The sequence below is a fragment of the Streptosporangium sp. NPDC048886 genome (assembly GCF_055586905.1).
This window is the reverse complement of the sequence record NZ_JBVJHH010000003.1, coordinates 334,310-353,981: the sequence shown is the minus strand read 5'-3', so window position 1 is coordinate 353,981 and position 19,672 is coordinate 334,310. Positions and strand designations below refer to the sequence as shown.

19 protein-coding genes are annotated in these 19,672 nt (G+C 70.4%); 9 read left to right on the top strand and 10 right to left on the bottom strand.

The features are described from left to right. Positions 1-63: 63 nt before the first annotated feature. Positions 64-717: a hypothetical protein gene (locus tag ACZ6R6_RS05715; RefSeq protein ID WP_470090452.1), complete on the bottom strand. Its 654-nt coding sequence runs from the start codon at positions 715-717 to the stop codon at positions 64-66. 293 nt (positions 718-1,010) lie between these two features. Here ACZ6R6_RS05715 and ACZ6R6_RS05710 point away from each other — a divergent pair, with 293 nt between their 5' ends. From ACZ6R6_RS05710 to ACZ6R6_RS05695, 4 genes are all read left to right on the top strand, one after another. Beyond that, entirely contained in the window at positions 1,011-1,622 is a 612-nt protein-coding gene (locus tag ACZ6R6_RS05710; protein WP_470090450.1) for an HAD-IA family hydrolase, read from the top strand. Positions 1,623-1,856: 234 nt separating this feature from the next. Then, positions 1,857-2,183: a hypothetical protein gene (locus ACZ6R6_RS05705; RefSeq protein WP_470090448.1), complete on the top strand. Its 327-nt coding sequence runs from the start codon at positions 1,857-1,859 to the stop codon at positions 2,181-2,183. 203 nt (positions 2,184-2,386) lie between these two features. After that, the gene (locus tag ACZ6R6_RS05700) at positions 2,387-3,232 is read left to right on the top strand and encodes a TrmH family RNA methyltransferase (RefSeq protein ID WP_470090447.1); all 846 of its coding nucleotides are present in this window, start codon (positions 2,387-2,389) and stop codon (positions 3,230-3,232) included. 1,101 nt (positions 3,233-4,333) lie between these two features. After that, a complete protein-coding gene (locus ACZ6R6_RS05695; protein ID WP_306860747.1) occupies positions 4,334-4,582 on the top strand; it encodes a LuxR C-terminal-related transcriptional regulator in 249 nt (82 codons plus the stop codon). Here ACZ6R6_RS05695 and ACZ6R6_RS05690 read toward each other — a convergent pair. Continuing rightward, positions 4,575-5,654 (bottom strand): GDSL-type esterase/lipase family protein, encoded by a 1,080-nt coding sequence (locus tag ACZ6R6_RS05690; RefSeq protein WP_470090444.1) that lies wholly within the window; start codon positions 5,652-5,654, stop codon positions 4,575-4,577. The two genes, ACZ6R6_RS05695 and ACZ6R6_RS05690, sit on opposite strands and share 8 nt — an antisense overlap. Positions 5,655-5,835: 181 nt before the next feature. Between ACZ6R6_RS05690 and ACZ6R6_RS05685 the strand changes: the two genes are divergently transcribed. Then, a complete protein-coding gene (locus ACZ6R6_RS05685) occupies positions 5,836-6,765 on the top strand; it encodes a glycosyltransferase family 2 protein (protein ID WP_470090442.1) in 930 nt (309 codons plus the stop codon). Between the two features lie 86 nt (positions 6,766-6,851). Here ACZ6R6_RS05685 and ACZ6R6_RS05680 read toward each other — a convergent pair whose 3' ends face one another. Further along, positions 6,852-7,556, bottom strand: coding sequence for an HAD family hydrolase (locus ACZ6R6_RS05680; protein ID WP_470090441.1), 705 nt, complete (start codon positions 7,554-7,556; stop codon positions 6,852-6,854). A 203-nt stretch (positions 7,557-7,759) separates the two neighbouring features. Here ACZ6R6_RS05680 and ACZ6R6_RS05675 point away from each other — a divergent pair, with 203 nt between their 5' ends. Further along, positions 7,760-8,512: a phytanoyl-CoA dioxygenase family protein gene (locus ACZ6R6_RS05675; RefSeq protein ID WP_470090439.1), complete on the top strand. Its 753-nt coding sequence runs from the start codon at positions 7,760-7,762 to the stop codon at positions 8,510-8,512. Positions 8,513-8,528: 16 nt separating this feature from the next. Here ACZ6R6_RS05675 and ACZ6R6_RS05670 read toward each other — a convergent pair whose 3' ends face one another. The 7 genes from ACZ6R6_RS05670 to ACZ6R6_RS05640 all read right to left on the bottom strand — a co-directional run bounded on the left by ACZ6R6_RS05670 (position 8,529) and on the right by ACZ6R6_RS05640 (position 15,776). Next, positions 8,529-9,551 carry a glycosyltransferase gene (locus ACZ6R6_RS05670; protein ID WP_470090438.1) on the bottom strand — a complete coding sequence of 341 codons (1,023 nt, stop codon included), beginning with the start codon at positions 9,549-9,551 and terminating at the stop codon, positions 8,529-8,531. A 10-nt stretch (positions 9,552-9,561) separates the two neighbouring features. Continuing rightward, positions 9,562-10,611, bottom strand: coding sequence for a hypothetical protein (locus ACZ6R6_RS05665; protein ID WP_470090436.1), 1,050 nt, complete (start codon positions 10,609-10,611; stop codon positions 9,562-9,564). Continuing rightward, entirely contained in the window at positions 10,608-11,645 is a 1,038-nt protein-coding gene (locus ACZ6R6_RS05660; protein ID WP_470090434.1) for a glycosyltransferase family 2 protein, read from the bottom strand. The genes ACZ6R6_RS05665 and ACZ6R6_RS05660 overlap by 4 nt, the downstream gene beginning before the upstream one ends. Before the next feature lie 18 nt (positions 11,646-11,663). Further along, positions 11,664-12,626: an alpha-ketoacid dehydrogenase subunit beta gene (locus ACZ6R6_RS05655; RefSeq protein WP_470090432.1), complete on the bottom strand. Its 963-nt coding sequence runs from the start codon at positions 12,624-12,626 to the stop codon at positions 11,664-11,666. Beyond that, positions 12,626-13,564: a thiamine pyrophosphate-dependent dehydrogenase E1 component subunit alpha gene (locus ACZ6R6_RS05650; RefSeq protein ID WP_306860728.1), complete on the bottom strand. Its 939-nt coding sequence runs from the start codon at positions 13,562-13,564 to the stop codon at positions 12,626-12,628. Before ACZ6R6_RS05650 ends, ACZ6R6_RS05655 begins: the two co-directional genes overlap by 1 nt. Positions 13,565-13,690: 126 nt before the next feature. After that, positions 13,691-14,629, bottom strand: coding sequence for an NAD-dependent epimerase/dehydratase family protein (locus tag ACZ6R6_RS05645; protein WP_470090430.1), 939 nt, complete (start codon positions 14,627-14,629; stop codon positions 13,691-13,693). 7 nt (positions 14,630-14,636) lie between these two features. After that, positions 14,637-15,776 (bottom strand): nucleotide disphospho-sugar-binding domain-containing protein, encoded by a 1,140-nt coding sequence (locus ACZ6R6_RS05640; protein WP_470090429.1) that lies wholly within the window; start codon positions 15,774-15,776, stop codon positions 14,637-14,639. A gap of 227 nt (positions 15,777-16,003) precedes the next feature. Between ACZ6R6_RS05640 and evdC the strand changes: the two genes are divergently transcribed. Genes evdC through ACZ6R6_RS05625 form a run of 3 tightly spaced genes read left to right on the top strand, consistent with a single transcriptional unit; the run spans position 16,004 to position 19,670 of the window. After that, the gene (gene evdC, locus ACZ6R6_RS05635) at positions 16,004-17,269 is read left to right on the top strand and encodes an L-evernosamine nitrososynthase (RefSeq protein WP_470090427.1); all 1,266 of its coding nucleotides are present in this window, start codon (positions 16,004-16,006) and stop codon (positions 17,267-17,269) included. A gap of 11 nt (positions 17,270-17,280) precedes the next feature. Continuing rightward, complete coding sequence (locus ACZ6R6_RS05630) at positions 17,281-18,402, top strand: DegT/DnrJ/EryC1/StrS family aminotransferase (protein WP_470090425.1); 1,122 nt, start codon at positions 17,281-17,283, stop codon at positions 18,400-18,402. Positions 18,403-18,416: 14 nt separating this feature from the next. Further along, positions 18,417-19,670 (top strand): methyltransferase domain-containing protein, encoded by a 1,254-nt coding sequence (locus ACZ6R6_RS05625; protein WP_470090423.1) that lies wholly within the window; start codon positions 18,417-18,419, stop codon positions 19,668-19,670. The last annotated feature ends 2 nt before the right edge of the window (positions 19,671-19,672 follow it).

The following is a 19,672-nucleotide window of genomic DNA, read 5'->3' as shown; positions in this document are numbered from 1 at the left end:
CGGCCCGGCGGCCCACCGCGCCGGGGGCGGGCGAGGGCGCCGGTGGCGCCGGAGGGGAGCCCCCTACGCCGCCCTGCCCCGCCGGAGGAGTCGCCACCCCGCCGCGGCGAGACCGAGGGCCGCCAGGGCCACGCCTCCGTAGATCCAGGGCGGGCCCGGTCCGTCGCCGGACGCGCTGGGCGCAGGAGGAGTGGCTGAGGGCGTCGGGGGCGCCGGGGGCGTGGCCGTGCCGAGAGCGGCCAGGAGGCCGGTGGTGAGCGGAGCCCCGCTCTGGGCGCCGTCGGCGGCCCGCAGGGGGGCCACGCCCGGACGGACCATCCGGTTCCCGGCGCACAACGAGGTGTGCAGGGGCACGCCCGGGTCGATCGCGAACAGGCCGGACTCCCCGGCGGAGGCGAACACCAGATACCGGGATCCGGTGGTGAACCGGTAGCCGCACGCGGCCTCGTCGGCGTTGGTGGCCACCTGGAACTCGGCCTCCGCCCGTCCCTTGTAGACCTGGTCCGCGCGGAAGGTGTAGACGATCGGCGGTGTGGGACCGGAGGGGTCGCCCTTGAGCCGGCGGGCGGCCACCACCGTCCCGGTGAAGACGGCGGCCGACTCCTCCACCTGCCGTTGCGGCTCAAGCGGTGCGCAGGAGCAGGCGCACGCCGTACCGGGAGTGGCCACGACGGCGGCGGCCAGCAGGAGCAGGACGGCGAGAACCCGGTATCTCATGCCCTCCATCACGTATCCCTCCGGACGGAGGTTCGGCGCCGGGCTTCACCCGGCCCGTGGAGATCGGCCAGGATGGCGGGGTGCCAGGCGTCGAGACATCGTGGGGTCCCTGGGAACCGGCGCCACCGGCAGAGGTCACCGAGCTGTCCGCGGGCCTGGCGGCGCCGTGGTGGGTGAACCCCGGTCCTGCCCTCCCTGGCCGGGGCTCGGCGGCGCCGGCTGGACGGGCCCTCGCGACCGAGCACGGCGCCCATCCGTGGCGTGTCCGTCCACATCCCCGAACAGGAGTTTCGATGACCTTCCCCTTCGACGCGGTGCTGTGCGACTTCGACGGTGTGCTGCGCTTCCACGACGCGCAGGTCCACGCGCGCATCGACCGGACGTACGGGCTGGCGCCCGGGACGGTCCTGAAGACGGCGCTGGACCCGGCCCTGTTGGAGCCCGCCGTGCTGGGCCGGATCACGTGTGAGGAGTGGGAGGACTCGCTGGTGACCACGTTCACCGAGGTTCTGGGCTCCGCGACGGACGCCGCGCGGCTGGTCGGGGAGTTCGCCGCGGTGCCGACGCGGATCGACGAGGAGGTGCGGGACCTGCTGGCACAGGCGCAGCGGCACGTGCCGGTGGTGCTGGTCACCAACGCCACGACCCGGCTGGAGGAGGATCTCGGCCTGCTGGGGATGACGTATTTCGCCGACGACGTCGTCAGCAGCGCCCGCGTGGGGGTCGCCAAGCCGGACCGGCGCATCTACGAGATCGCCGCGGAGCGGGCGGGCGCCGTCCCGGAGCGGTGCCTGTTCATCGACGACCGGGCGGAGAACGTCGGAGCCGCCGTGCTGCTGGGGATGACAGGGGTGCACTTCCGGAGCGCGGCGGATGTGCGAGAGGCACTGGCGGCGGCGGGCTGAGGCGGTGGCCCGGTCCCGGTGCGGACGCTGCCGTCCCGGTGTGGACGGTGCCGTCCCGGTGCGGACGCTGCCGTCCTGGTGTGGGTGGGCGGTGCGGTCCTGAAGTCCGTGGGGCGGTGCCGGCCCGGCGAGCGGTGCGGCCGCGCCGCACTCCGGAGGGTGTCCGGTCCGCGGTCACGCCCCTTCCATTCAGCCGCAAGCCACGCCCAAGCGGGCTCGAATAGATTCCGTGCCGTGAATCTCCGCATGGCATCGTCCAAGTCCTGGGCCGCGCTCGTCATCGGCGTGCTCGCCGTCGTCCTGCGCGTCGGCATGTCCGACACCCTGACGGTCAACGGGCAGGTCACCTCCTGCAGCTACACCGACCTCGCCGGGATCGGCCTGGGCGGTCTGGCGGCGCTCGTCGCCCTGGGAGCCGGCTGGGAGGTCGCCACCGGCCTCACCCGTTACCGGCCCGTGGTGCGCAAGGGCGTCACCCTGGCCGTGGCGGCCCTCGCACTCTTCCTCGGCACGGTCGGCCTGCTCAAGGGCTTCGCCGTCATCATGAGCCCCTGCGGCTGAGCCTCCGCCGCTCCGCCACGGGCCCTCCCCGGCCCGCCCCAGGGCGGTACCGAGGTCATCCGGCGCCCGCCCCGGCGGCTGGTCCGCGTATACGCGCAGGTCGCGTAGGGCAGCCGGGTTCCCGGCAGCCACCCGCCGCCCGGAGCCGGCCAGCGTACGATGCTTGGGCCGCATCGAAGTGGTCATATCGCCTTGGAGGACAGGTGCCAGCGGTCCAGCGGATCAACTCACGCAACGCTCGTTTCCAGCAGTGGGAGTCGTTGCTGACCAACCGCAACAAGCGGACCCGAGCTCGGGAGTTCCTGGTCCAGGGCGTCCGTCCGATCTCGCTCGCGGTGGAGCACGGCTGGCCGATCCACGCGCTCATCTACGACGGCAAGCGGAACCTGTCGAAGTGGGCGGAGGAGCTGCTGCGGACGGTGCGGACCGAGCGGATCTCGATGGCTCCGGACATGCTGGCGGACCTGGGCGAGAAGAACGAGACGCCGCCCGAGGTCATCGCCGTCGTGGGGATGCCCGCCGACGACCTCGGCCGCATCAAGGTCGGCGACGACTTCCTGGGGGTCCTGTTCGACCGGCCGACGAGCCCGGGGAACATCGGGAGCATCATCCGCTCGGCGGACGCCTTCGGCGCGGACGGGCTGATCGTGGCCGGCCACGCCGCCGATGTGTACGACTCGAAGTCGGTCCGGGCGAGCACCGGCTCGCTGTTCGCCCTGCCCGCCGTCCGGGTGCCGTCGCCGGGCGAGGTGACCGGCTGGGTGGACGCCCAGCGGGCGCACGGAAGGCCGATAGTGCTGGTCGGCACGGACGAGCACGGCGACTGCGACGTCTTCGACTTCGACTTCACCCAGCCGACGCTGCTGCTGATCGGCAACGAGACCACCGGGCTCAGCAGCGCGTGGCGCGAGCTGTGCGACCACATGGTCAGCATCCCGATGACCGGGGCCGCGAGCTCGCTGAACGCGGCGAACGCCGCGACCGCGGTCCTCTACGAGGTGGCCCGGCAGCGGATCGCCGCCGGGAGGCGGTCGGCGGTCGGGTCCTGACCCTGGAGCCGGAGGAGCACGGCCGCGGAGCCGCGGACGTGCTCGGCGGCGCGGGCGCGGGCAGCGTCCGGATCACCGTCGTGGGGTCCGGTGGCGGCGGTGAGTTTCACGCTGCCCGTGCTCCGGCGGGCCGCTGAACGCACCGGTCATCCGCCCGGACGGGAAATCGCATAGAAGTGGGAGCCAGGCGTATTCCGCCCGGTTCATCCACGAGATCGCGGTGATTGTCTCCCGCTCGGGCGGCGGGCGTTGACAAGTTGATGATTTGACGATTTGACGATGAGCGTCCGGCGATCGGCCGTGCGCCGGTGTCTTATTCCGCAATCTCGGTGATCGCGCCGGGAGCCGCTCCCGGTGCCGATGGGTCCCGGCGCCGGCCTGCCGACCGCGATCCGCGGCACCCTTCCCGGCCATGCCCGGAGGCCGCCCGGCACCGCTCTGACCAGCGATGTCCGGTGCCCCCTCACGTCCGGCAACGATCACCGTGACAAGCACGTTATCCCCGAATGCGCCGGAGGTGAATGCCTGTGGCCGACGCTCTAGTAGATCCCCTAAGAGTCCTTCGAGGGTTAATATCTCGCCGGGCGACATGGCACTCTTACCGGTCAATATGGCACTATTTTAGTCGATCTGGATCATTCGGGTCTGGACGGATCGTATTTGACAGGGGAAGTTGACATAGCCATGCCCGGGCTTGACATGATGATTTCAATAGTGTATTGGGCAGGCCGTGTGGGCTGCTTGCGCCTTCTCGACACCCTCTGTTTATCGGCACACGACCGAATGTGGACATTGTCAGAATAATCCCTGATCGGCTCCAAGGACGCGGCGGAGTCGCGCAGCGCCACGTCGTCGGCACGCCCCGTCAACTGTGTGCGCAAGCCGGCTCCTAGACCCCCGCCGCCCAGTCCACTTGTCCGATCCACGGTCAGGCCGAAACCTCTCGCCGCGCTCCGCCATGACCGTGATGAATCATCTCGACTGTCCGTAGGCATGTGAAAGCGATCACCGGGAGGCGATTCGGGCGATTACCCGGAAGCGATTCGGGAGCAAATCTTAACGGCAGACCGAGAGAGTTTTATGCTTGAACAGGGGAAAAGCATGTATACCAACTTCTCGCTATCGGAACTGGATGTCCGGATCATTGAAAGCATCGCCGCCGGAGAGCGCACCATACATATCGCGGCCAAGCTCTATCTGAGTCGCCAGGGGGTCGAATATCACGTCAGCAAGATGTTGCAGAACCTCAGGGTGCCCAATCGCCCCGCTCTCGTGGCCAAAGCCTATTCCATGGGAATCCTGGCGGCCGGCACCTGGCCGCCGGAGGTCCGGAAGGAAAATGTCAACTGATCCGGGCCGGGACCGGCCTCAACCCGGAGACGAGATCCAGCAGGCCGCGCTGGAAGGCCTCGGCCATGATCTCGTGGCCCCTGGCGTTGAAATGCAGCGGGTCGATCCCCGGGGGCTCCAGGTACAGGGCCGTCCACTCCGGTCCGAAAACATCCGGGCCATGCAGATAGAACAGATTCTCGTCGCCGTGCTCGCGTAGCCGCTCGACCGCCAGCCGAGTGTGCTCGCGGACCTGCTTCAGAGAGAAGACACCGGGGGTCTCCAGGGGGTCATGCCAGGGCGAATGGTGATGCGACATGACGACGAACGGGGTCGTGGGATGCTTCTCCCGCACGCTCCGCACCAACCCGATCAGGTTCGCCTGGTAGGTGAACTCGTTCAGGCTGCGGGTGCCGTAGATGTTGATGCCCACACAACAGGTGAGCAGGTCCGCCGGAAGGTCTCGCATGAGCGAGCCGTAGAGGGGCTGCAGATGGCACCCCGCCCCGATGGCCAGCGAGGTCAGGTCCAGCCCAAGGGATCTCGCGACCGTGGCGAGCCAGGTGCGGCTCGGCGAGAGCGCCCCCCGTCCCTGGGATTCGGAGGAGCCGTAATGCACCCACCGCGGGGCCGGTTCGACGTCCCGCCGGACCGCGGCGTCCGCGGGCACCTCCACTGCGTGCATGACGAACTGGTTCAGGCAGGGCAGCCAGAGCTCCACCCTCTTGTCCCCGCCGGGCAGGCCCTCGACCAGGAACTCGCTGACCGCCTCGCCCGTCTCCAGCCGGACGCTGGCCGCCAGATCGCCGTCCACCACGACGTCCACGTGGCCGACGACCGGCGGCCCGTCCATTTCGGGGGCCGGCCGGGCGGAATATCGGCAGCGCACCCACGTGGCGTCGGTCACGAACGTCACCCGGACGCCCGAGGGCATCGCGGCCCGGCCCATGCCGCCTTCCGGGAAGAAAAGCGCGCGGTCCGCGAAGGGGATCCGCCAAGGCGCTATGCCGCCGCCGACTTCCTGGAGGGAGACCGCGCCGCGATAGGTCAGCGACGGATCCGTCGCCGACAGCCGACGTGCTGGTGTGTGCATACCCTGATCCACCTTGCCGAAATAGGACGAGGCTTCGGAGCCCAAATAACATTGAGGCACGATCATGCTAACAGTCCGCCCAGAAACCGATCGGAAGAAAAGCTAGAAATTTCCCCATAAAAAAATGGCTAGGCTGTTCTCACCTTTTCGTGTCGCCTGAAGCGCTTACCGGTAGGGGACCATGGGAGACAGCACGACTGTGGGCAAGTCCAATCCGTCCGACCATCCGATGGTGGTGGCGATATGCGCCTTCCGCGTCGAGAACGTACGCAAGAACCTGCGCCATAACCTCGCGCAGTTGTCCGGGGACGAATACTTCGTGCTGCTCGACAAACCCACGAGCGCCGAGGCCGAGCAGGTGGCCGACGAAGTGCGCGCCGCGGGCGGGACCATGCGCATCCTCGGCGCCACCGGCGGGATATCGGCCTCACGGAACAGGGTGTTCGCCCGGTGGCCGGGGCACCACGTGCTGTTCGTCGACGACGACGTCCGGCTCGACGCCGCGGCCGTCACCGCGATCCGCGAGTCCCTGCGGGGCGGCGCGCACATGGCCGGGGTCCGGCTGCGGCGGCCGGCCTGGCCCCTGCCCTGGTACCTCACCTCAGGTCAGTTCCACCTCGTCGGCTGGCACCGCGACAGGGGCGAGATCAAGATCTGGGGGGCCTGCATGGCCGTCGACACCGCCTTCGCCCACGCCCACGGGCTCCGCTTCGACCTGGCGCTGAGCCGTACCGGCGGCAACCTCCAGTCCGGGGAGGACACCACCTTCATCAGCCTGATGAGGGAGGCCGGCGGGCGGGAACGCCTGCTGCCGGACTGCTCCGTGGTGCACGACGTGGATCAGAACCGCCTGCGGCTGAGCTACCTCCTGCGGCGGGCGTACTGGCAGGGCCGGACAGAGGCCGGCCGCAACCAGGTGCGCGCGGGGTTCCGCAAGGAGTGGGACCGGCACCGCACCGCGCCGGAGTCGCCCTTCGCCTGGCCGCTGGCCTGCCTTTACGGCGCGGTCACCGCCGCCGGCATCGTCCACGAGCTCCTGCTGCGGCTCCGCAGGCGTCCCGCGCGGGTGTACTCCCAGCAACAGCAGGGCCGTCCCCGCCGGTGGGCCTGATCACGGCCTCCCGGCCGCGTCCGGGCCGCAGTCGGAGCCGGTGGCTCCGGCCGCCGCCGCCGGGCGCCCCGACCCGCGATCCTCCGTCAGCGCCCGCCGGGACCGGTGTTCAGCGCGGCCAGGGACGCGATGGTCCTGACCTGCTCCCCCTCGGCCGGCGGCGCCGTCCTGACCGCGCGGAACGCGCGGTAGTGCCTGACGAGGTCCGGATGCACGCCGGGCGGGCAGCGGTAGCCGGTGTCGGCGAGGACGAAGGCCACGGGGCAGCCCAGACTGAGCGCGGGCACCACGTCGTGGTCGACCCGGTTCCCCACGACCAGCAGGTCGGCGGGGGCCGTGCCGAGATGCTCCAGCGCCAGCCCGAGCAGGGCGGGATCAGGCTTGGACACCCCCACCAGGGAGTCGAGGAACATGGCGTCGCACGCCTCGGTCACCCCCCAGTCCGACAGGACGTCGGCGCATTCGGGCGGCTGGTTGGCCACGATGACCGTGGGGATCTCCCGGGCCATCGCCGCCACCGCCGCCACCGTGCCGGGGATCTCCTGGGCCAGCTCGCTCCAGGCGCTGCGGACCTGCCCCCAGCTCTGCGCCGCCGCGTCCGAATCGAGCAGTGTCCCGTCGTCGGAGCGCAGATAGAACCGTTCGGCGTGCTCGATGAAGGCTCCGAGCGTCATCGCCGGGTCGTCGGCGCGGAGCCGGTCGAAGGTGCCCTGAAGCCAGGCCAGTTCGAAGGGCTCGTCATAGTAAATGACTCCGCCGACGTCCAGCGCTGCGGCGCTGTATCGGGTCATGGCAACTCACTCCAGTATCGTCCGGGACGTCTCGACGAGTCTCGCACGGTAATTATTGGGTAATCGACCCCATGGCCACTAATCGAGGAGTTCGCGGCTAAATACTAGTTGATTCCCTATTATCCGGCGCCGGGCCGGGATCGGCCCGCGATCCTCTCGTATCCTCTCGTGGAGAGCCTTTCTCCAGGGAGGGAGCAGTGGGCGTGACGGAGTTGAGAAGCGAGATCGACGGCCTCCGCCGAGAGGAATTCCGGCGAGACGGATTCACCATTCTTCCGCAACTCGCCGATGCCGACGAGGTCACCTGGCTGCGCGGCGTCTACGACCGGCTGTTCGCCCGGCACGGGAATACCGGGACCGCCGACTACTACGACATCGCCGGGCGGAAGGACGGCGCCGAACCGCCGCGGCTCCCGCAGATCGTCCACCCCGAGAAGTATGCCCCCGAGTTACCGGAGAGCGCGCACTTCGCGCGCTGCCGGGCAATAGCCTCCGCGTTTCTGGAGATTCCGGAGGAAGAACTCGAATTCTACGGGCACGCGATTCTGAAACCGCCGGGGTACGGCGCCCCGACGCCCTGGCACCAGGACGAGGCGTACATGGACCCGCGCTGGGCCCGTCGCGGCCTCAGCATCTGGACGACGCTGGACGACGCCACGGTGGACAGCGGCTGCCTGCACTACGCGCCCGGCCTGCACCGGGGGCCCGTCCTGCCGCACCACCACATCGACCATGACGACCGCATCCGCGGGCTGATGACGGAAGAGGTGGACGAGACGGCCGGGGTCCCCTGCCCGCTGGCTCCCGGCGGGGCGGTGATGCACGATTTCCGGACCCCCCACTACGCGGGCCCGAACCAGACCGACCGGCCGCGGCGCGCCTACGTGCTGGTGTTCATGGGGCCCGCCGTCGAGGTGGCGGACCCCGAACCCCGGCCGTGGCTCGTCGACGGCTGAACCGGCGGCCGGCGGCTCAGCCCCACGAGGCGCCGGCCAGCGCGGCCCGGAACACCTCCTCGTAGCGCCTGGCGATCTCCACATGGCCCCACAGGCGGATGGCCTCCCGCCGGACCTCGCCGGGCGCGGGGAGCCGTTCCAGGACCCCGCGGGCCTCGTGCCCGTCGAAGGCGGAGCCGTACGGCACCAGCCCGCCCACCGGCGGCACGATCTCGGCCAGGCAGCCGTTCCGGGTGCCCACCACGGGGGTGCCGCTGGCGGCGGCCTCGGAGACCACCGTGGCGCCGGGCTCGCACCAGGTGCCGCCCCAGGGGCCGGTGGCCGGCTGCGACAGCGCCAGCACCGCCGCAGCCGTCGCCAGCAGCTCGTTGCGCCGCGGCCCGCCCACCTCGCCGACCAGCTCGACGGCGTCGCCGTGGTCGCGCCTGATCCGGTCGAGGTAGTCGGGTTCCCAGGCGGGCCCGGCCATCAGGAGGGTCCGCCCGCAGGCGTGGGCGAACGCGGCGGCCTCCAGCGCGCCCTTGTGCGGCGAGATCCTGCCCATGAACAGCAGGAAGTCCTCCTTCCGCGCGGCCGTCCGGTAGTTGGCCGGATCCACCGGGATCGGTATCACCGGTGCGTCCGGACCTCCTCCGCAGTGCGCCCGCTGCGCCTTCGAGCTGTAGACGCAGCCGGCCGTGTTGCGCGGGCGTGTGGTCATGTGGTGCGAGCTGATCAGGGCCACGCCCGGGCGGAACTCGGTGGGGTCGACCGCGCCGCAGCTGTGGTCGTTGACCACGTCCACCCGCGCCGTGCGCAACCACTCCCGGATGTCGTCCGGCTCCCCGGCGGGCACGACCGTGAGGCGCGGGTGGGTGACCGGGCTCCCCGGGGCGCCCAGCAGGAAGACCTCGTGCCCGAGCTCCAGCAGGCCGTTCATGAGGTTCGCCACCACCCACTGGATGCCGCCGTATCCCTGCGGGGGGACGGTGATCCACTGCCGCGCGTCGGCGGGCAGCCGCAGCGGCACGTTGACCAACGCGATCGTCAGCGGTTCCATCGCGGTCTCCTCAGCGGAAGAAGCTCAGCAGGTCTTCGAGCACGCGGCGGTAGCCGTACTCGACGCGCAACCGGTCCTGGACGCCGCCCACGATCCGCGCGTGGTGTTCGTAGTCCGTGGTCAGGCGGGTGAGCACGGCGGCGGGGTCGGCGCCCAGCGTCAGGTGCGCGGCGTCGTCGCCGTAGACGGGGGCCATGAACTCCGCCTCGACCGGCAGTACGGGCAGGCTGCCCGAGGCGAGCGTCTCGAACAGCCGGGCGGTGAGCAGGCCCGTCCTGGTCACCATCGGGCTGACGAGGATCGGCGAGATCAACGCCCGGCCCATCTCCTGGATGACGTGGTCGAAGGGCACCGGTGGGTGGACCTCGACGCCTCGCCGGCGCAGCCAGCCCGGCTCGCCGGAGGTGATGTCCTCGAACCCGGGGCAGGTCTCGCCCTCCCACCAGCGGCCGCAGACCCGTAGCCGGCGCAGCGGCGGCCGGGCTCGCGCCGCGGCCTCCACGACCTCGGCGAGCGGCTCCCAGCGACACCAGTTGCTGCCGATGTACTGGAGGTCGTAGTCACGCTTGCGGCCGAGCTCCAGCGGGTGCGACACGGCCCGGGGCAGCCCGAAGCACTTGAAGAACTCCGCTCCCGGGGGCAGCGGCCCGGACACCTTGGGCTGGAGGACCAGATCGCTCAGCGTGGAGTAGAGCAGGTGCCAGCTCTCGACGGAGTACTTGTTCGACGCGCTGTCGCCGGCGGCGTCCTCCCCGGCTCCCCAGTGCCCGTCGAAGTCGACAATCAGCCGGCGGTCCCTGGGGAACGAGCCGGCCAGCTCGATCTGGTCCGCGGACAGGAACTGCCTGGCCTCGAACATGAGGACCAGATGCGTGCCCCAGCGGACGTCCTGCTCGACAGGCAGGTGCCGCGGCACCTCGGCGTCCATCCGCGACAGTGGCGCGCTGAGGCGGATCTCGCAGCCCACCTCCTCCGCCGCCCGCACGTAGGCGGCCACGGTCTGGCTGAATCCCGCCTGCCAGTGGAAGTTCCCGGAGATGAGGATCCGAGCCCGGTTCACCCGTCCACCGGCCTCTCCCGCTCCGCGCGCACCGCCGGCGACCGCCGGCCGCGGGCCCGCAACGAGCGATGGCGCACGCGGCGGTCCAGGATGACGGGCATCCGGCGGGCGAGCCACCCCAGTGCCTCCACGGTCTCCCTGGTCCCCGTGGCCGGCGTGGTCCGGCCGCCCACGCCGTTGCCCATGAGGTCGGAGACGAACCAGCGGGCGGCGAGCCTGGCCGTCTCGAACGGACCCCAGTCCACGTCGGTGAACAGGTAGTAGTAGCGGTTACGCCGCATGTTCACGCGGGTGTAGGTGCTGCCGCCGGGGGTGCCGCCCCCGCCGTAGTGCTGGATGCCGAGGTCGAGGAGCAGGGCCACCCGCCAGCCCGCCCAGCGGGTGCGACGGCACAGGTCCACCTCCTCGTAGTAGGTGTGGAAGACCTCGTCGAGCAGGCCCACCTCGCGCAGCACCTCGGCCCTGACGAAGAGCGCCGACCCCTGGACATAGGAGTGCTCCAGCGTCCTGGGCGCGCGCCCCTCCGGGCCGCCCGCGTGCGAGGGATGATCGAGCATGTCGCCCGCGAAGGTGTGCTGCTCGCCCAGCCAGAGGGCGGTGTGGGTCCAGGTGTTGAATTCCAGCAACTCGGTCGAGGCGGGATCGTAGCGGTACTGCAACGGCCCGATGATCCCGTACCGCGGCCACTTCTCGGCGAACTCGACCAGGCCGCGGATCAGGTCGGGCGGCGTCCAGGTGTCGGGGTTGACCAGGAACACGTAGTCGGCGCCGTCCGCCAGCGCCGCGCGGATGCCGACGTTGTTGGCCCCGGTGAAGCCCAGGTTCCGGGAGTTACGGGTGATCCTCACCCCGGGGAACTCGTGCTCCACGTGCTCGACGCTGCCGTCCGCCGAGGCGTTGTCGACGTAGTGCACGTCCAGCTCGAAGCCGGTGACGTCGCTGTCCAGCAGGGATCCCAGGCCGCGGTCCAGCCATTTGATCTCGTTCGTCCCCACCGTGATCGTCGCGACGCGCGGCGGGCGCACGGATGCCATCGCCTGTCTCCTCACTTCCTACTTCAGCACGGCACGGACGGCCTCGGTGAGCTGCGCGGCGCTGGGCAGCAGCGCGTGGTCCAGCGCGAGCGCGTAGGGGATGACGGCCCCGTCCGGCCGCGACACCCGCTTGGGCGGAGCGACCAGCGCGTACTCCTCGGCCGCCGTGGCCAGGATCTCGCCGCCGAGGCCGCACATCCGGTTGGAGTCGTCCATCACCACCAGCCGCCCGGTCTTGGCGACGGACTCGCCCAGCGTCGCCCAGTCGACGGGGTAGACCGTCCGGGGGTCGACGACCTCGATCGACGCCTCGCCCGCGAGTTCGGCCGCGACCTGCAGCGCGGTCGGCACCAGATGCCCGACGGCGACCACGGTGACGTCCGTCCCCTCCCGGTGGACCCGCGCGCTGCCCAGGGGGACCGGGCCGAGCTCGCCGGTGACCTCCTCGGCCGTCCCCATCAGCATCGTGGGGGCGAACACGGCGACCGGGTCGGGGTCGCGCATCGCGGACACCAGCAGCCCGTAGGCGTCCGACGGCGTCGCCGGCACCACGGTCTTGACGCCCACGTGCGCGAAGAGACTGTAGGGGTGGTCGGAGTGCTGCCCGGCCATGCCGGACCGTGAACCCGAGCCGGGCACCAGGTAGGTGACGGGGACGCTCACCTGGCCGCCGGTCATCAGCGAGAACTTGTGCGCCTGGTTGGCGATCTGCTCGAAGACCAGATAGAGCAGCGAGGGGATCTGGAACTCCACGACCGGCCGCTGGCCCGCCATCGCCGCTCCGGTGGCGAGGCTGGTGAACCCCTGCTCGGACAGCGGCATGTCGACCACCCGTTCCGGGCCGTACGCCTGGGCCAGCCCCTGCGTGATGCCGGTCAGGCCGAGCCGCACGTCCTCTCCGAGGACGCACACCCGCTCGTCACGGGCCATCTCGTCGCGCAGCGCCTGGTGCAGCGCGGTGATGTAGGCCAGGGGCGCCATCAGAGCACCGACCCCGGCCGCGCGGCGATCGGGCCGGCGTAGAGATACTCCAGCGCGTCCCCGGGATCCGGCGCCGGACTCGACCGGGCGAACGCGACGGCGTCCTCGACCAGGGCGGCGATCTCGGCGTCCACGGATGCCACGACGTCCGCCGGGAGACGGTCGCGTTGCAGGGTCAGCGGGTCGCGGTCCTGCCAGCGGGCGACCTCGTCGCCCTCCCGGTAGTCGATGCCCACCTGTTGCTCGAAGGAGTGGTGGCCGTGGAACCGGTAAGTCTTGCACTCCAGGAAGTAGGGGCCCGCGCCGCGGCGGCACCCGTCGACCGCCGCGGCGGCCGCCTCGGCCACCGTCTCGACGTCCATGCCGTCGACCGACCAGGCCGTCATGCCGAAGCCCGCCGCCCGCCGTACCGGGTCGCCCGCCAGGCCCCTGCCGACCGGCAGGCTGGTCGCGTAGCCGTTGTTCTCGCAGACGAACACGACAGGCAGCGACCAGAGCGCCGCCAGGTTGAACGCCTCCAGAACGACCCCCTGGCTCAGCGCGCCGTCCCCGAAGAAGCTCACCGCCACCTGCTCCCGGCCGGCCCGCCGGGCCGCCCAGGCCGCGCCGGTCGCGATGGGCGCGCCCGCGCCCACGATCCCGTTCGCGCCGAAGATGCCGAGGCTGACGTCGGCGGCGTGCATCGAGCCGCCGCGGCCCCGGTTGAGACCCTCGGTGGTGCCGTACAGCTCGGCCAGCATCCGTTTCGGATCGGCTCCCTTGGCCAGCACGTGCCCGTGCCCGCGGTGCGTGCTGGTGATGACGTCCTGGACGTCCAACTGGGAGCACACGCCCACCGCGACGGCTTCCTGGCCGATGTACGGGTGAATTCCGCCCACCAGTTCTCCGGAAAGGGCCATTTCGAAGCACCGTTCTTCGAATTCCCGGATCAGGCGCATCTCTCGGTAAAGGTGTCGGGACCGTTCTGGCGCGCTCGTCAAAGAACTCCCTTTCCCGATGGGAATCATGGACATTTAACTATATGCGATGAAAGATCGGGAAAAACTGAGAAAAACACCAGTGAATCAGCACTTGGCATCAATCGGTTCGCCGGCCTCGGCCCACTTGTAGGTCTTGGCGATCCCGGCGGCGAGGGAGGTGCGGGCGCACCACTTCAGCTCGGCGGCGGCGCGGGCGACGTCCAGGGCGGAGTGCTGCAGCTCGCCGGGGCGGGCGGGGGCGAACAGCGGTTGCGGGGCATGGCCGGCGGTCCGCCCGATGAGCTCCAGGAGGTCCAGGACGCTGGTCGGGACGCCGGTGCCGATGTTCCACACCCCGGGCCGTCCGTGGTCGACGGCGGTGAGGAACGCCTCGGCGATGTCGCCGACGTAGACGTAGTCGCGGGTCTGGGCGCCGTCGCCGAACACGGTCGGCCGCCGTCCGAGCAGGACCCGGCCGCAGAAGATCGCCACGACGCCGGCCTCCCCCGCCGGGTCCTGGCGCGGGCCGTACACGTTGCCGAGCCGGAGCACGGTGTGGCCGGTGCCGTGGAGCCGGTTGTACAGGCCGATGTACTGCTCGGCGCAGTATTTGGCCGTCCCGTAGGGGGCCTCCGGCTCGGGGGTCAGCCCTTCCGGAGAGGGGATCTCGGCGTCCGCTCCGTACAGGGCGCCGCCGGTGGAGGCGAAGACGACCCGGGCGTCGACCGCGCGGGCCGCTTCCAGCACGTTGATGGTGCCGACCACGTTGATCCCGGCGTCGGCCGCGGGGTCGGCGACCGAGGCCCTGACGTCGATCTGGGCCGCGAGATGGCAGATCACCTCCGGGCGGACCCGCTCGGCCAGCCGGGTGAGCGCCGCGGCGTCGGTGACCGACTCCCGGTGGACGGCGACCTCCGGGTCAAGCCGCCCGGCCAGGCCGGTGGACAGGTCGTCGAGGACGGTGACGGCGTCGCCGCGTCCGAGCAGGGCGTCGGTGAGGTGGGACCCGATGAATCCGGCTCCGCCGGTCACGAGCACGCGCATGTCGCTCCTAGGCTGTCACGAGCTTTTCCAGAACGCCGAGGACCTCGGCGGGCAGGGGCATCTCGGCGATCTCTCGGGCGATCGCCCGCGCCCCCTCGGTGTAGGAGGGGTTCCCCAGCAGCTCCCGGCCGGCCGCCGCGACGGCGTCGGGCGTGTCCTGCCCGGGCGGCAGCGTCATCGCGACGCCCCTGGTGGACAGCATCCGCGCCCAGTCCGTGAACCTGCTCTCCTGCGGGATGATCAGTTGCGGGACGCCGGCGTGCAGCGCCGTCAGCGCGGTCATCGTGCCGGAGTGATGGACGATCAGATCGCAGGTGGGCAGCACCACGTCCATGGGGACCCAGCCCGCGTGGGCGACGCCGCGCTCGGCGCGCAGCTCCCTGCCCACCTCCTCCGGCGCCGCGATGACGACCTCCACGTCCAGTTCCGTGAGGGCGTCGGTCAGGCCGCGCAGGAAGCCGAAGTTGTGCGTGGGCGTCGCCAGGCTGCCCGCGGTCACGAGCACCCGGCGGCGTTCCCCCCGGGCGCACATCCACGGTTCGAGCGGGCACTGCTCGTTCGTCGGTATCCACCGCATGGGCTGCGCGGGCGTGGCGCCCTCGGGCCTGGTGCTCTCCGGGAAGATGTCGACGGCCATGTCGAAGCCGGGGACGTGGTCGAGCCCCAACCTGTCCAGCTCGGGCCGGAGCTCCTCCTCGACGCCCGGGTGGGTCCCCTCCCTGTCGATCGGGTTGCCGGTCAGCATGTGCCGTACGCAGGGCAGGCCGAACTCGGCGGACAGCAGGGGGGCGACGTAGGCGTGCGGCCCGCCGACGATGAGGTCGGGCCGCCAGCCGCCCACCAGGCCGCGCAGCGGGTCGAGACCGGCGGCGGCCAGCCGCCCGAACATGTGGCCGACGAAGACGGGCAGCTCCGCCTCGTCCTGCGGGATCCGCAGCGGCTCTCCCGCGCGGTCGAGCGTCATCAGCTCCGTCAGCGACAACGGGGTCGTGGAGAACGCCGGCACGCCGATGCCCAGGGCCGCGGACACGGCTTCCCGCGTCGAGGCCAGGACGACCTGGTGACCACTCCCTCGCGCCGCGATCGCGAGCGGCGCGAGACCGAATACGCTCGACTTCGTCGGCCCCGAGATAAAAAGTATCTTCACAAGTCCTCCGGTCAGGGTCGGCTGAATATATATCCGACCGAGCTGCGGCCACACAATGCAGATCCCGGAGCCTGATTAGTTCGAGGGATTCGCCTAGACTTCTTGATCATCCCCGCTTTGAAGCCTTCCCGCTAACCATCTTTCATATATTTTGTGGTTCCCTGTGTCGAGGGCGTCGTGACGGCTCGACATGGGCCGGGTCGGAACTGCGGAAACGGAAACGTGCAATGTCAACTGAGACCGTGCATTCGTGGGCGGCGGTAGATTTACGGGCACCGATCACGCCGGAGGGCCGGACCATGGTCGGCCTGCTGACCGGTTTCGACTCGCGGATCCGGGACGAGGCCGGCGGCAACGACCGGGCCGGAGCCTTCCCCGTCGAGACCTTCGAGGGTTTCGCCAAGACCGGCCTGATGGGCGCGACCGTGCCCAGGGAACTGGGCGGTCTCGGCGTCGGCAAGATGTACGACGTGGCGGTGGGGCTGGTCGCGCTCGCCGAGGCCGACGCCTCGACGGCGTTGGCGCTGCACGTGCAGTTGAGCCGCGGGCTCACGCTGACCTACGAATGGCGTCACGGCCCCGCGCACGTCCGGGAGCTGGCCGAGCGGTTGCTGCGGTCGATGGCGACGGGCGAGGCGGCCGTCTGCGGCGGGCTGAAGGACGCTCCGGGCGCGGTCACCGAGCTGACCCCCGACGGGTCGGGCGGCTGGCTGCTGTCGGGCCGCAAGACCCTGGTGAGCATGGCGCCGATCGCCACGCACTTCTTCGTGCACGCGCTGAAGCGGGCCGAGACGGGGCCGGGGACGCTGGCCGTGCCCGTCGTGCACCGCGACACCCCCGGGCTCACGGTGCTGGACAACTGGGACGGCCTCGGGATGCGGGCTTCCGGCACGCTCGACGTCGTCTTCGACAGGTGCCCCATCCCGGCGACGGACATCCTCGACCGCGGCGAGGTCGGCGCGCGCCGCGATGCCGTACTGGCCGGGCAGACGGTCAGCTCGATCACCATGCTGGGGATCTACGCCGGCGCCGCCCAGGCGGCCCGGGACATCGCGGTCGGCATCTGCGCCCGCCGGTCGTCGGGCGTCCCCGCCGCGGCGCGCACCCTCATCGCCGAGACGGACGCCCGGCTCTACGCCCTGCGGACGGCGGCCGGCGCCGCGCTGCTCAACGCCGACGCCCTCTCCGACGACCTGACCGGGGATCTCGACGAGCGCGGGCGGCGCATGATGACGCCGTTCCAGTACGCCAAGATGACGGTCAACGAGCTGTCCATGCGGGTCGTCAACGACTGCCTCACGATGGTCGGCGGCCTTTCCTATTCGGGCGACCACCCATTGGCGCGCCTTTACCGGGACGTGCGGGCGGGCTCGTTCATGCAGCCGTACAGCTACGTCGACGGCGTCGACTACCTGAGCGGTCAGGCCCTGGACCTCGATCAGGACAACGACTACATGAGCGTCCGGGCCCTCCGCTCCCAGGCTCCGTCGTAGGGGAGGCGAACATGGCTATTCGAGTGTGGGACTATCTGCCGGAATACGAAAAGGAGCGGTCCGATCTCCTCGACGCGGTGGAGACGGTTTTCGAGTCCGGAAACCTCGTGCTCGGCGAGAGCGTCCGGCGCTTCGAGGAGGAATTCGCCGCCTACCACGGCATGCCCCACTGCGTGGGAGTGGACAACGGCACCAACGCCATCAAGCTGGCCCTGCAGGCGCTGGGCGTCGGCCCCGGCGACGAGGTGATCACCGTCTCCAACACGGCGGCCCCGACGGTCCTGGCGATCGACGCCGTGGGCGCCACGCCGGTCTTCGTCGACGTGCGCGAGGACGACTACCTGATGGACTCCGGCCTGGTGGCCGGCGCGATCACCGCGCGGACCAAGGCGCTGCTCCCGGTGCACCTGTACGGCCAGTGCGTGGAGATGGCCCCGCTCGAAAGGCTGGCCGCCGAACACGGCCTGTCCGTCCTGGAGGACTGCGCCCAGGCGCACGGCGCCCGTCACCACGGCCGGACCGCCGGCACGATGGGCACCGCCGCCGCGTTCTCCTTCTACCCCACCAAGGTGCTGGGCGCCTACGGGGACGGCGGCGCGGTCGTGACCGGCGACGCGGCCGTCGAGCGGAGCCTGCGGCAACTGCGCTATTACGGAATGGACAGAGTTTATTACGTCGTCCAGACGCCCGGTCACAACTGCCGTCTGGACGAGGTGCAGGCGGAGATTTTACGGCGGAAACTCCGGCGCCTCGACGATTACATCGCGGGCCGCCGCGCGGTGGCCGCCCGTTATGCCGAGGGATTGCGGGACATCGTCGGATCAACCGGTCTCGTGCTGCCGCCGGTGACCGCCGGAAACGAACACGTCTATTATCTCTACGTGGTGCGCCATCCACAGCGCGACAGAATCATCGAACAGCTCAAGAATCACGATATTCTGCTGAACATCAGCTATCCCTGGCCGGTTCACATCATGACGGGTTTCTCGCGACTCGGATACGCGGACGGCTCACTGCCCGTCACCGAACGGCTGGCGAAGGAAATCTTCTCTCTCCCCATGTACCCGTCGATGCCGATCGACCTCCAGGACAAGGTGATCGGGGCTCTGCGCGAGGTGCTGGCGACACTCTGACGGTTAAGGAGATCATGATGTCTGCTGCTGCTGGAGGGACACGGCCCACGGGCACGTGCCGGGTGTGCGAGGGCGCCGTCGTGGAGTTCCTCGACCTCGGCCGTCAGCCGCTCTCCGACCGATTCCTCAGCGAGCCGGACCTGGCCGGGGAGTTCTTCTTCCATCTCTCGGTCGGCGTGTGCGAGGCGTGCACGATGGTCCAGCTGATGGAGGAGGTCCCGCGGGAGAAGATGTTCCACGAGGACTACCCGTATTACTCGTCCGGGTCGGCGGTGATGCAGAAACACTTCGCGCACACCGCGCGCCGCTTTCTGGAGACCGAGCTGACCGGGCCCGACCCCTTCATGGTCGAGATCGGCTCCAATGACGGGGTGCTGCTGCGGACCATCCACGAGGCCGGCGTCCGGCACCTGGGGTTCGAGCCGTCCGGGAAGGTGGCCGACGTGGCCAGGGCGGGCGGCCTGCGGGTGCGTGGCGACTTCTTCGAGGAGTCGACCGCGGTCGAGGTCCGTGCGGCCGAGGGCCCGGCCGACGTCATCTACGCGGCCAACACGATCTGCCACATCCCCTACCTGAAGTCTGTCTTCCAGGGGGTCGACGCGCTGCTCGCCCCCGACGGCGTCTTCGTCTTCGAGGACCCCTATCTGGGGGACATCCTGGAGAAGACGTCGTTCGACCAGATCTACGACGAGCACTTCTTCTTCTTCACCGCGCGCTCGGTGCAGGCGATGGCCGGGCGTTTGGGGTTCGAGCTGGTCGACGTGGAGCGGCTGCCGGTGCACGGTGGCGAGGTGCGCTACACGATCGCGCGGGCCGGGGCCCGCAGGCCCGCCGCAAGCGTCGCCCGGCTGATCGCCGAGGAGGAGGACCGCCGCGTCGCGAGCCCGGAGCGGCTGGGCCGCTTCGCGGCCGACGTCAACGGCATCCGCGACGACCTGCTCGCCCTGCTCCGGCGGCTGAAGGCGGAGGGGAAGCGGGTCGTCGCCTACGGCGCGACCGCCAAGAGCGCGACCGTGACCAACTTCTGCGGCATCGGACCCGAGCTGGTGTCGTGGGTCTGCGACACGACGCCGACGAAGCAGGGCCGTCTGACCCCCGGGGCGCACATCCCGGTCCGGCCGGCGGAGGCGTTCTCCGCCGCCGCCGCCGACTACGCGCTGCTGTTCGCCTGGAACCACGCGGACGAGATCATGGCCAAGGAGCAGGAGTTCCGCAGGGCCGGTGGCCGGTGGATCCTCTACGTTCCCAGGGTTCACGTGGAGAGCTGAGC

Coding starts and splice junctions, on each gene's coding strand:
- ACZ6R6_RS05690 (WP_470090444.1), bottom strand. CDS start 5,654: ATGCACACACCAGCACGTCGGCTGTCGGCGACGGATCCGTCGCTGACC.
- ACZ6R6_RS05715 (WP_470090452.1), bottom strand. CDS start 717: ATGAGATACCGGGTTCTCGCCGTCCTGCTCCTGCTGGCCGCCGCCGTC.
- ACZ6R6_RS05625 (WP_470090423.1), top strand. CDS start 18,417: ATGATGTCTGCTGCTGCTGGAGGGACACGGCCCACGGGCACGTGCCGG.
- ACZ6R6_RS05670 (WP_470090438.1), bottom strand. CDS start 9,551: ATGGAACCGCTGACGATCGCGTTGGTCAACGTGCCGCTGCGGCTGCCC.
- ACZ6R6_RS05685 (WP_470090442.1), top strand. CDS start 5,836: ATGGGAGACAGCACGACTGTGGGCAAGTCCAATCCGTCCGACCATCCG.
- evdC (WP_470090427.1), top strand. CDS start 16,004: ATGTCAACTGAGACCGTGCATTCGTGGGCGGCGGTAGATTTACGGGCA.
- ACZ6R6_RS05650 (WP_306860728.1), bottom strand. CDS start 13,564: ATGCGCCTGATCCGGGAATTCGAAGAACGGTGCTTCGAAATGGCCCTT.
- ACZ6R6_RS05695 (WP_306860747.1), top strand. CDS start 4,334: ATGTATACCAACTTCTCGCTATCGGAACTGGATGTCCGGATCATTGAA.
- ACZ6R6_RS05710 (WP_470090450.1), top strand. CDS start 1,011: ATGACCTTCCCCTTCGACGCGGTGCTGTGCGACTTCGACGGTGTGCTG.
- ACZ6R6_RS05630 (WP_470090425.1), top strand. CDS start 17,281: ATGGCTATTCGAGTGTGGGACTATCTGCCGGAATACGAAAAGGAGCGG.
- ACZ6R6_RS05645 (WP_470090430.1), bottom strand. CDS start 14,629: ATGCGCGTGCTCGTGACCGGCGGAGCCGGATTCATCGGGTCCCACCTC.
- ACZ6R6_RS05660 (WP_470090434.1), bottom strand. CDS start 11,645: ATGGCATCCGTGCGCCCGCCGCGCGTCGCGACGATCACGGTGGGGACG.
- ACZ6R6_RS05655 (WP_470090432.1), bottom strand. CDS start 12,626: ATGGCGCCCCTGGCCTACATCACCGCGCTGCACCAGGCGCTGCGCGAC.
- ACZ6R6_RS05680 (WP_470090441.1), bottom strand. CDS start 7,556: ATGACCCGATACAGCGCCGCAGCGCTGGACGTCGGCGGAGTCATTTAC.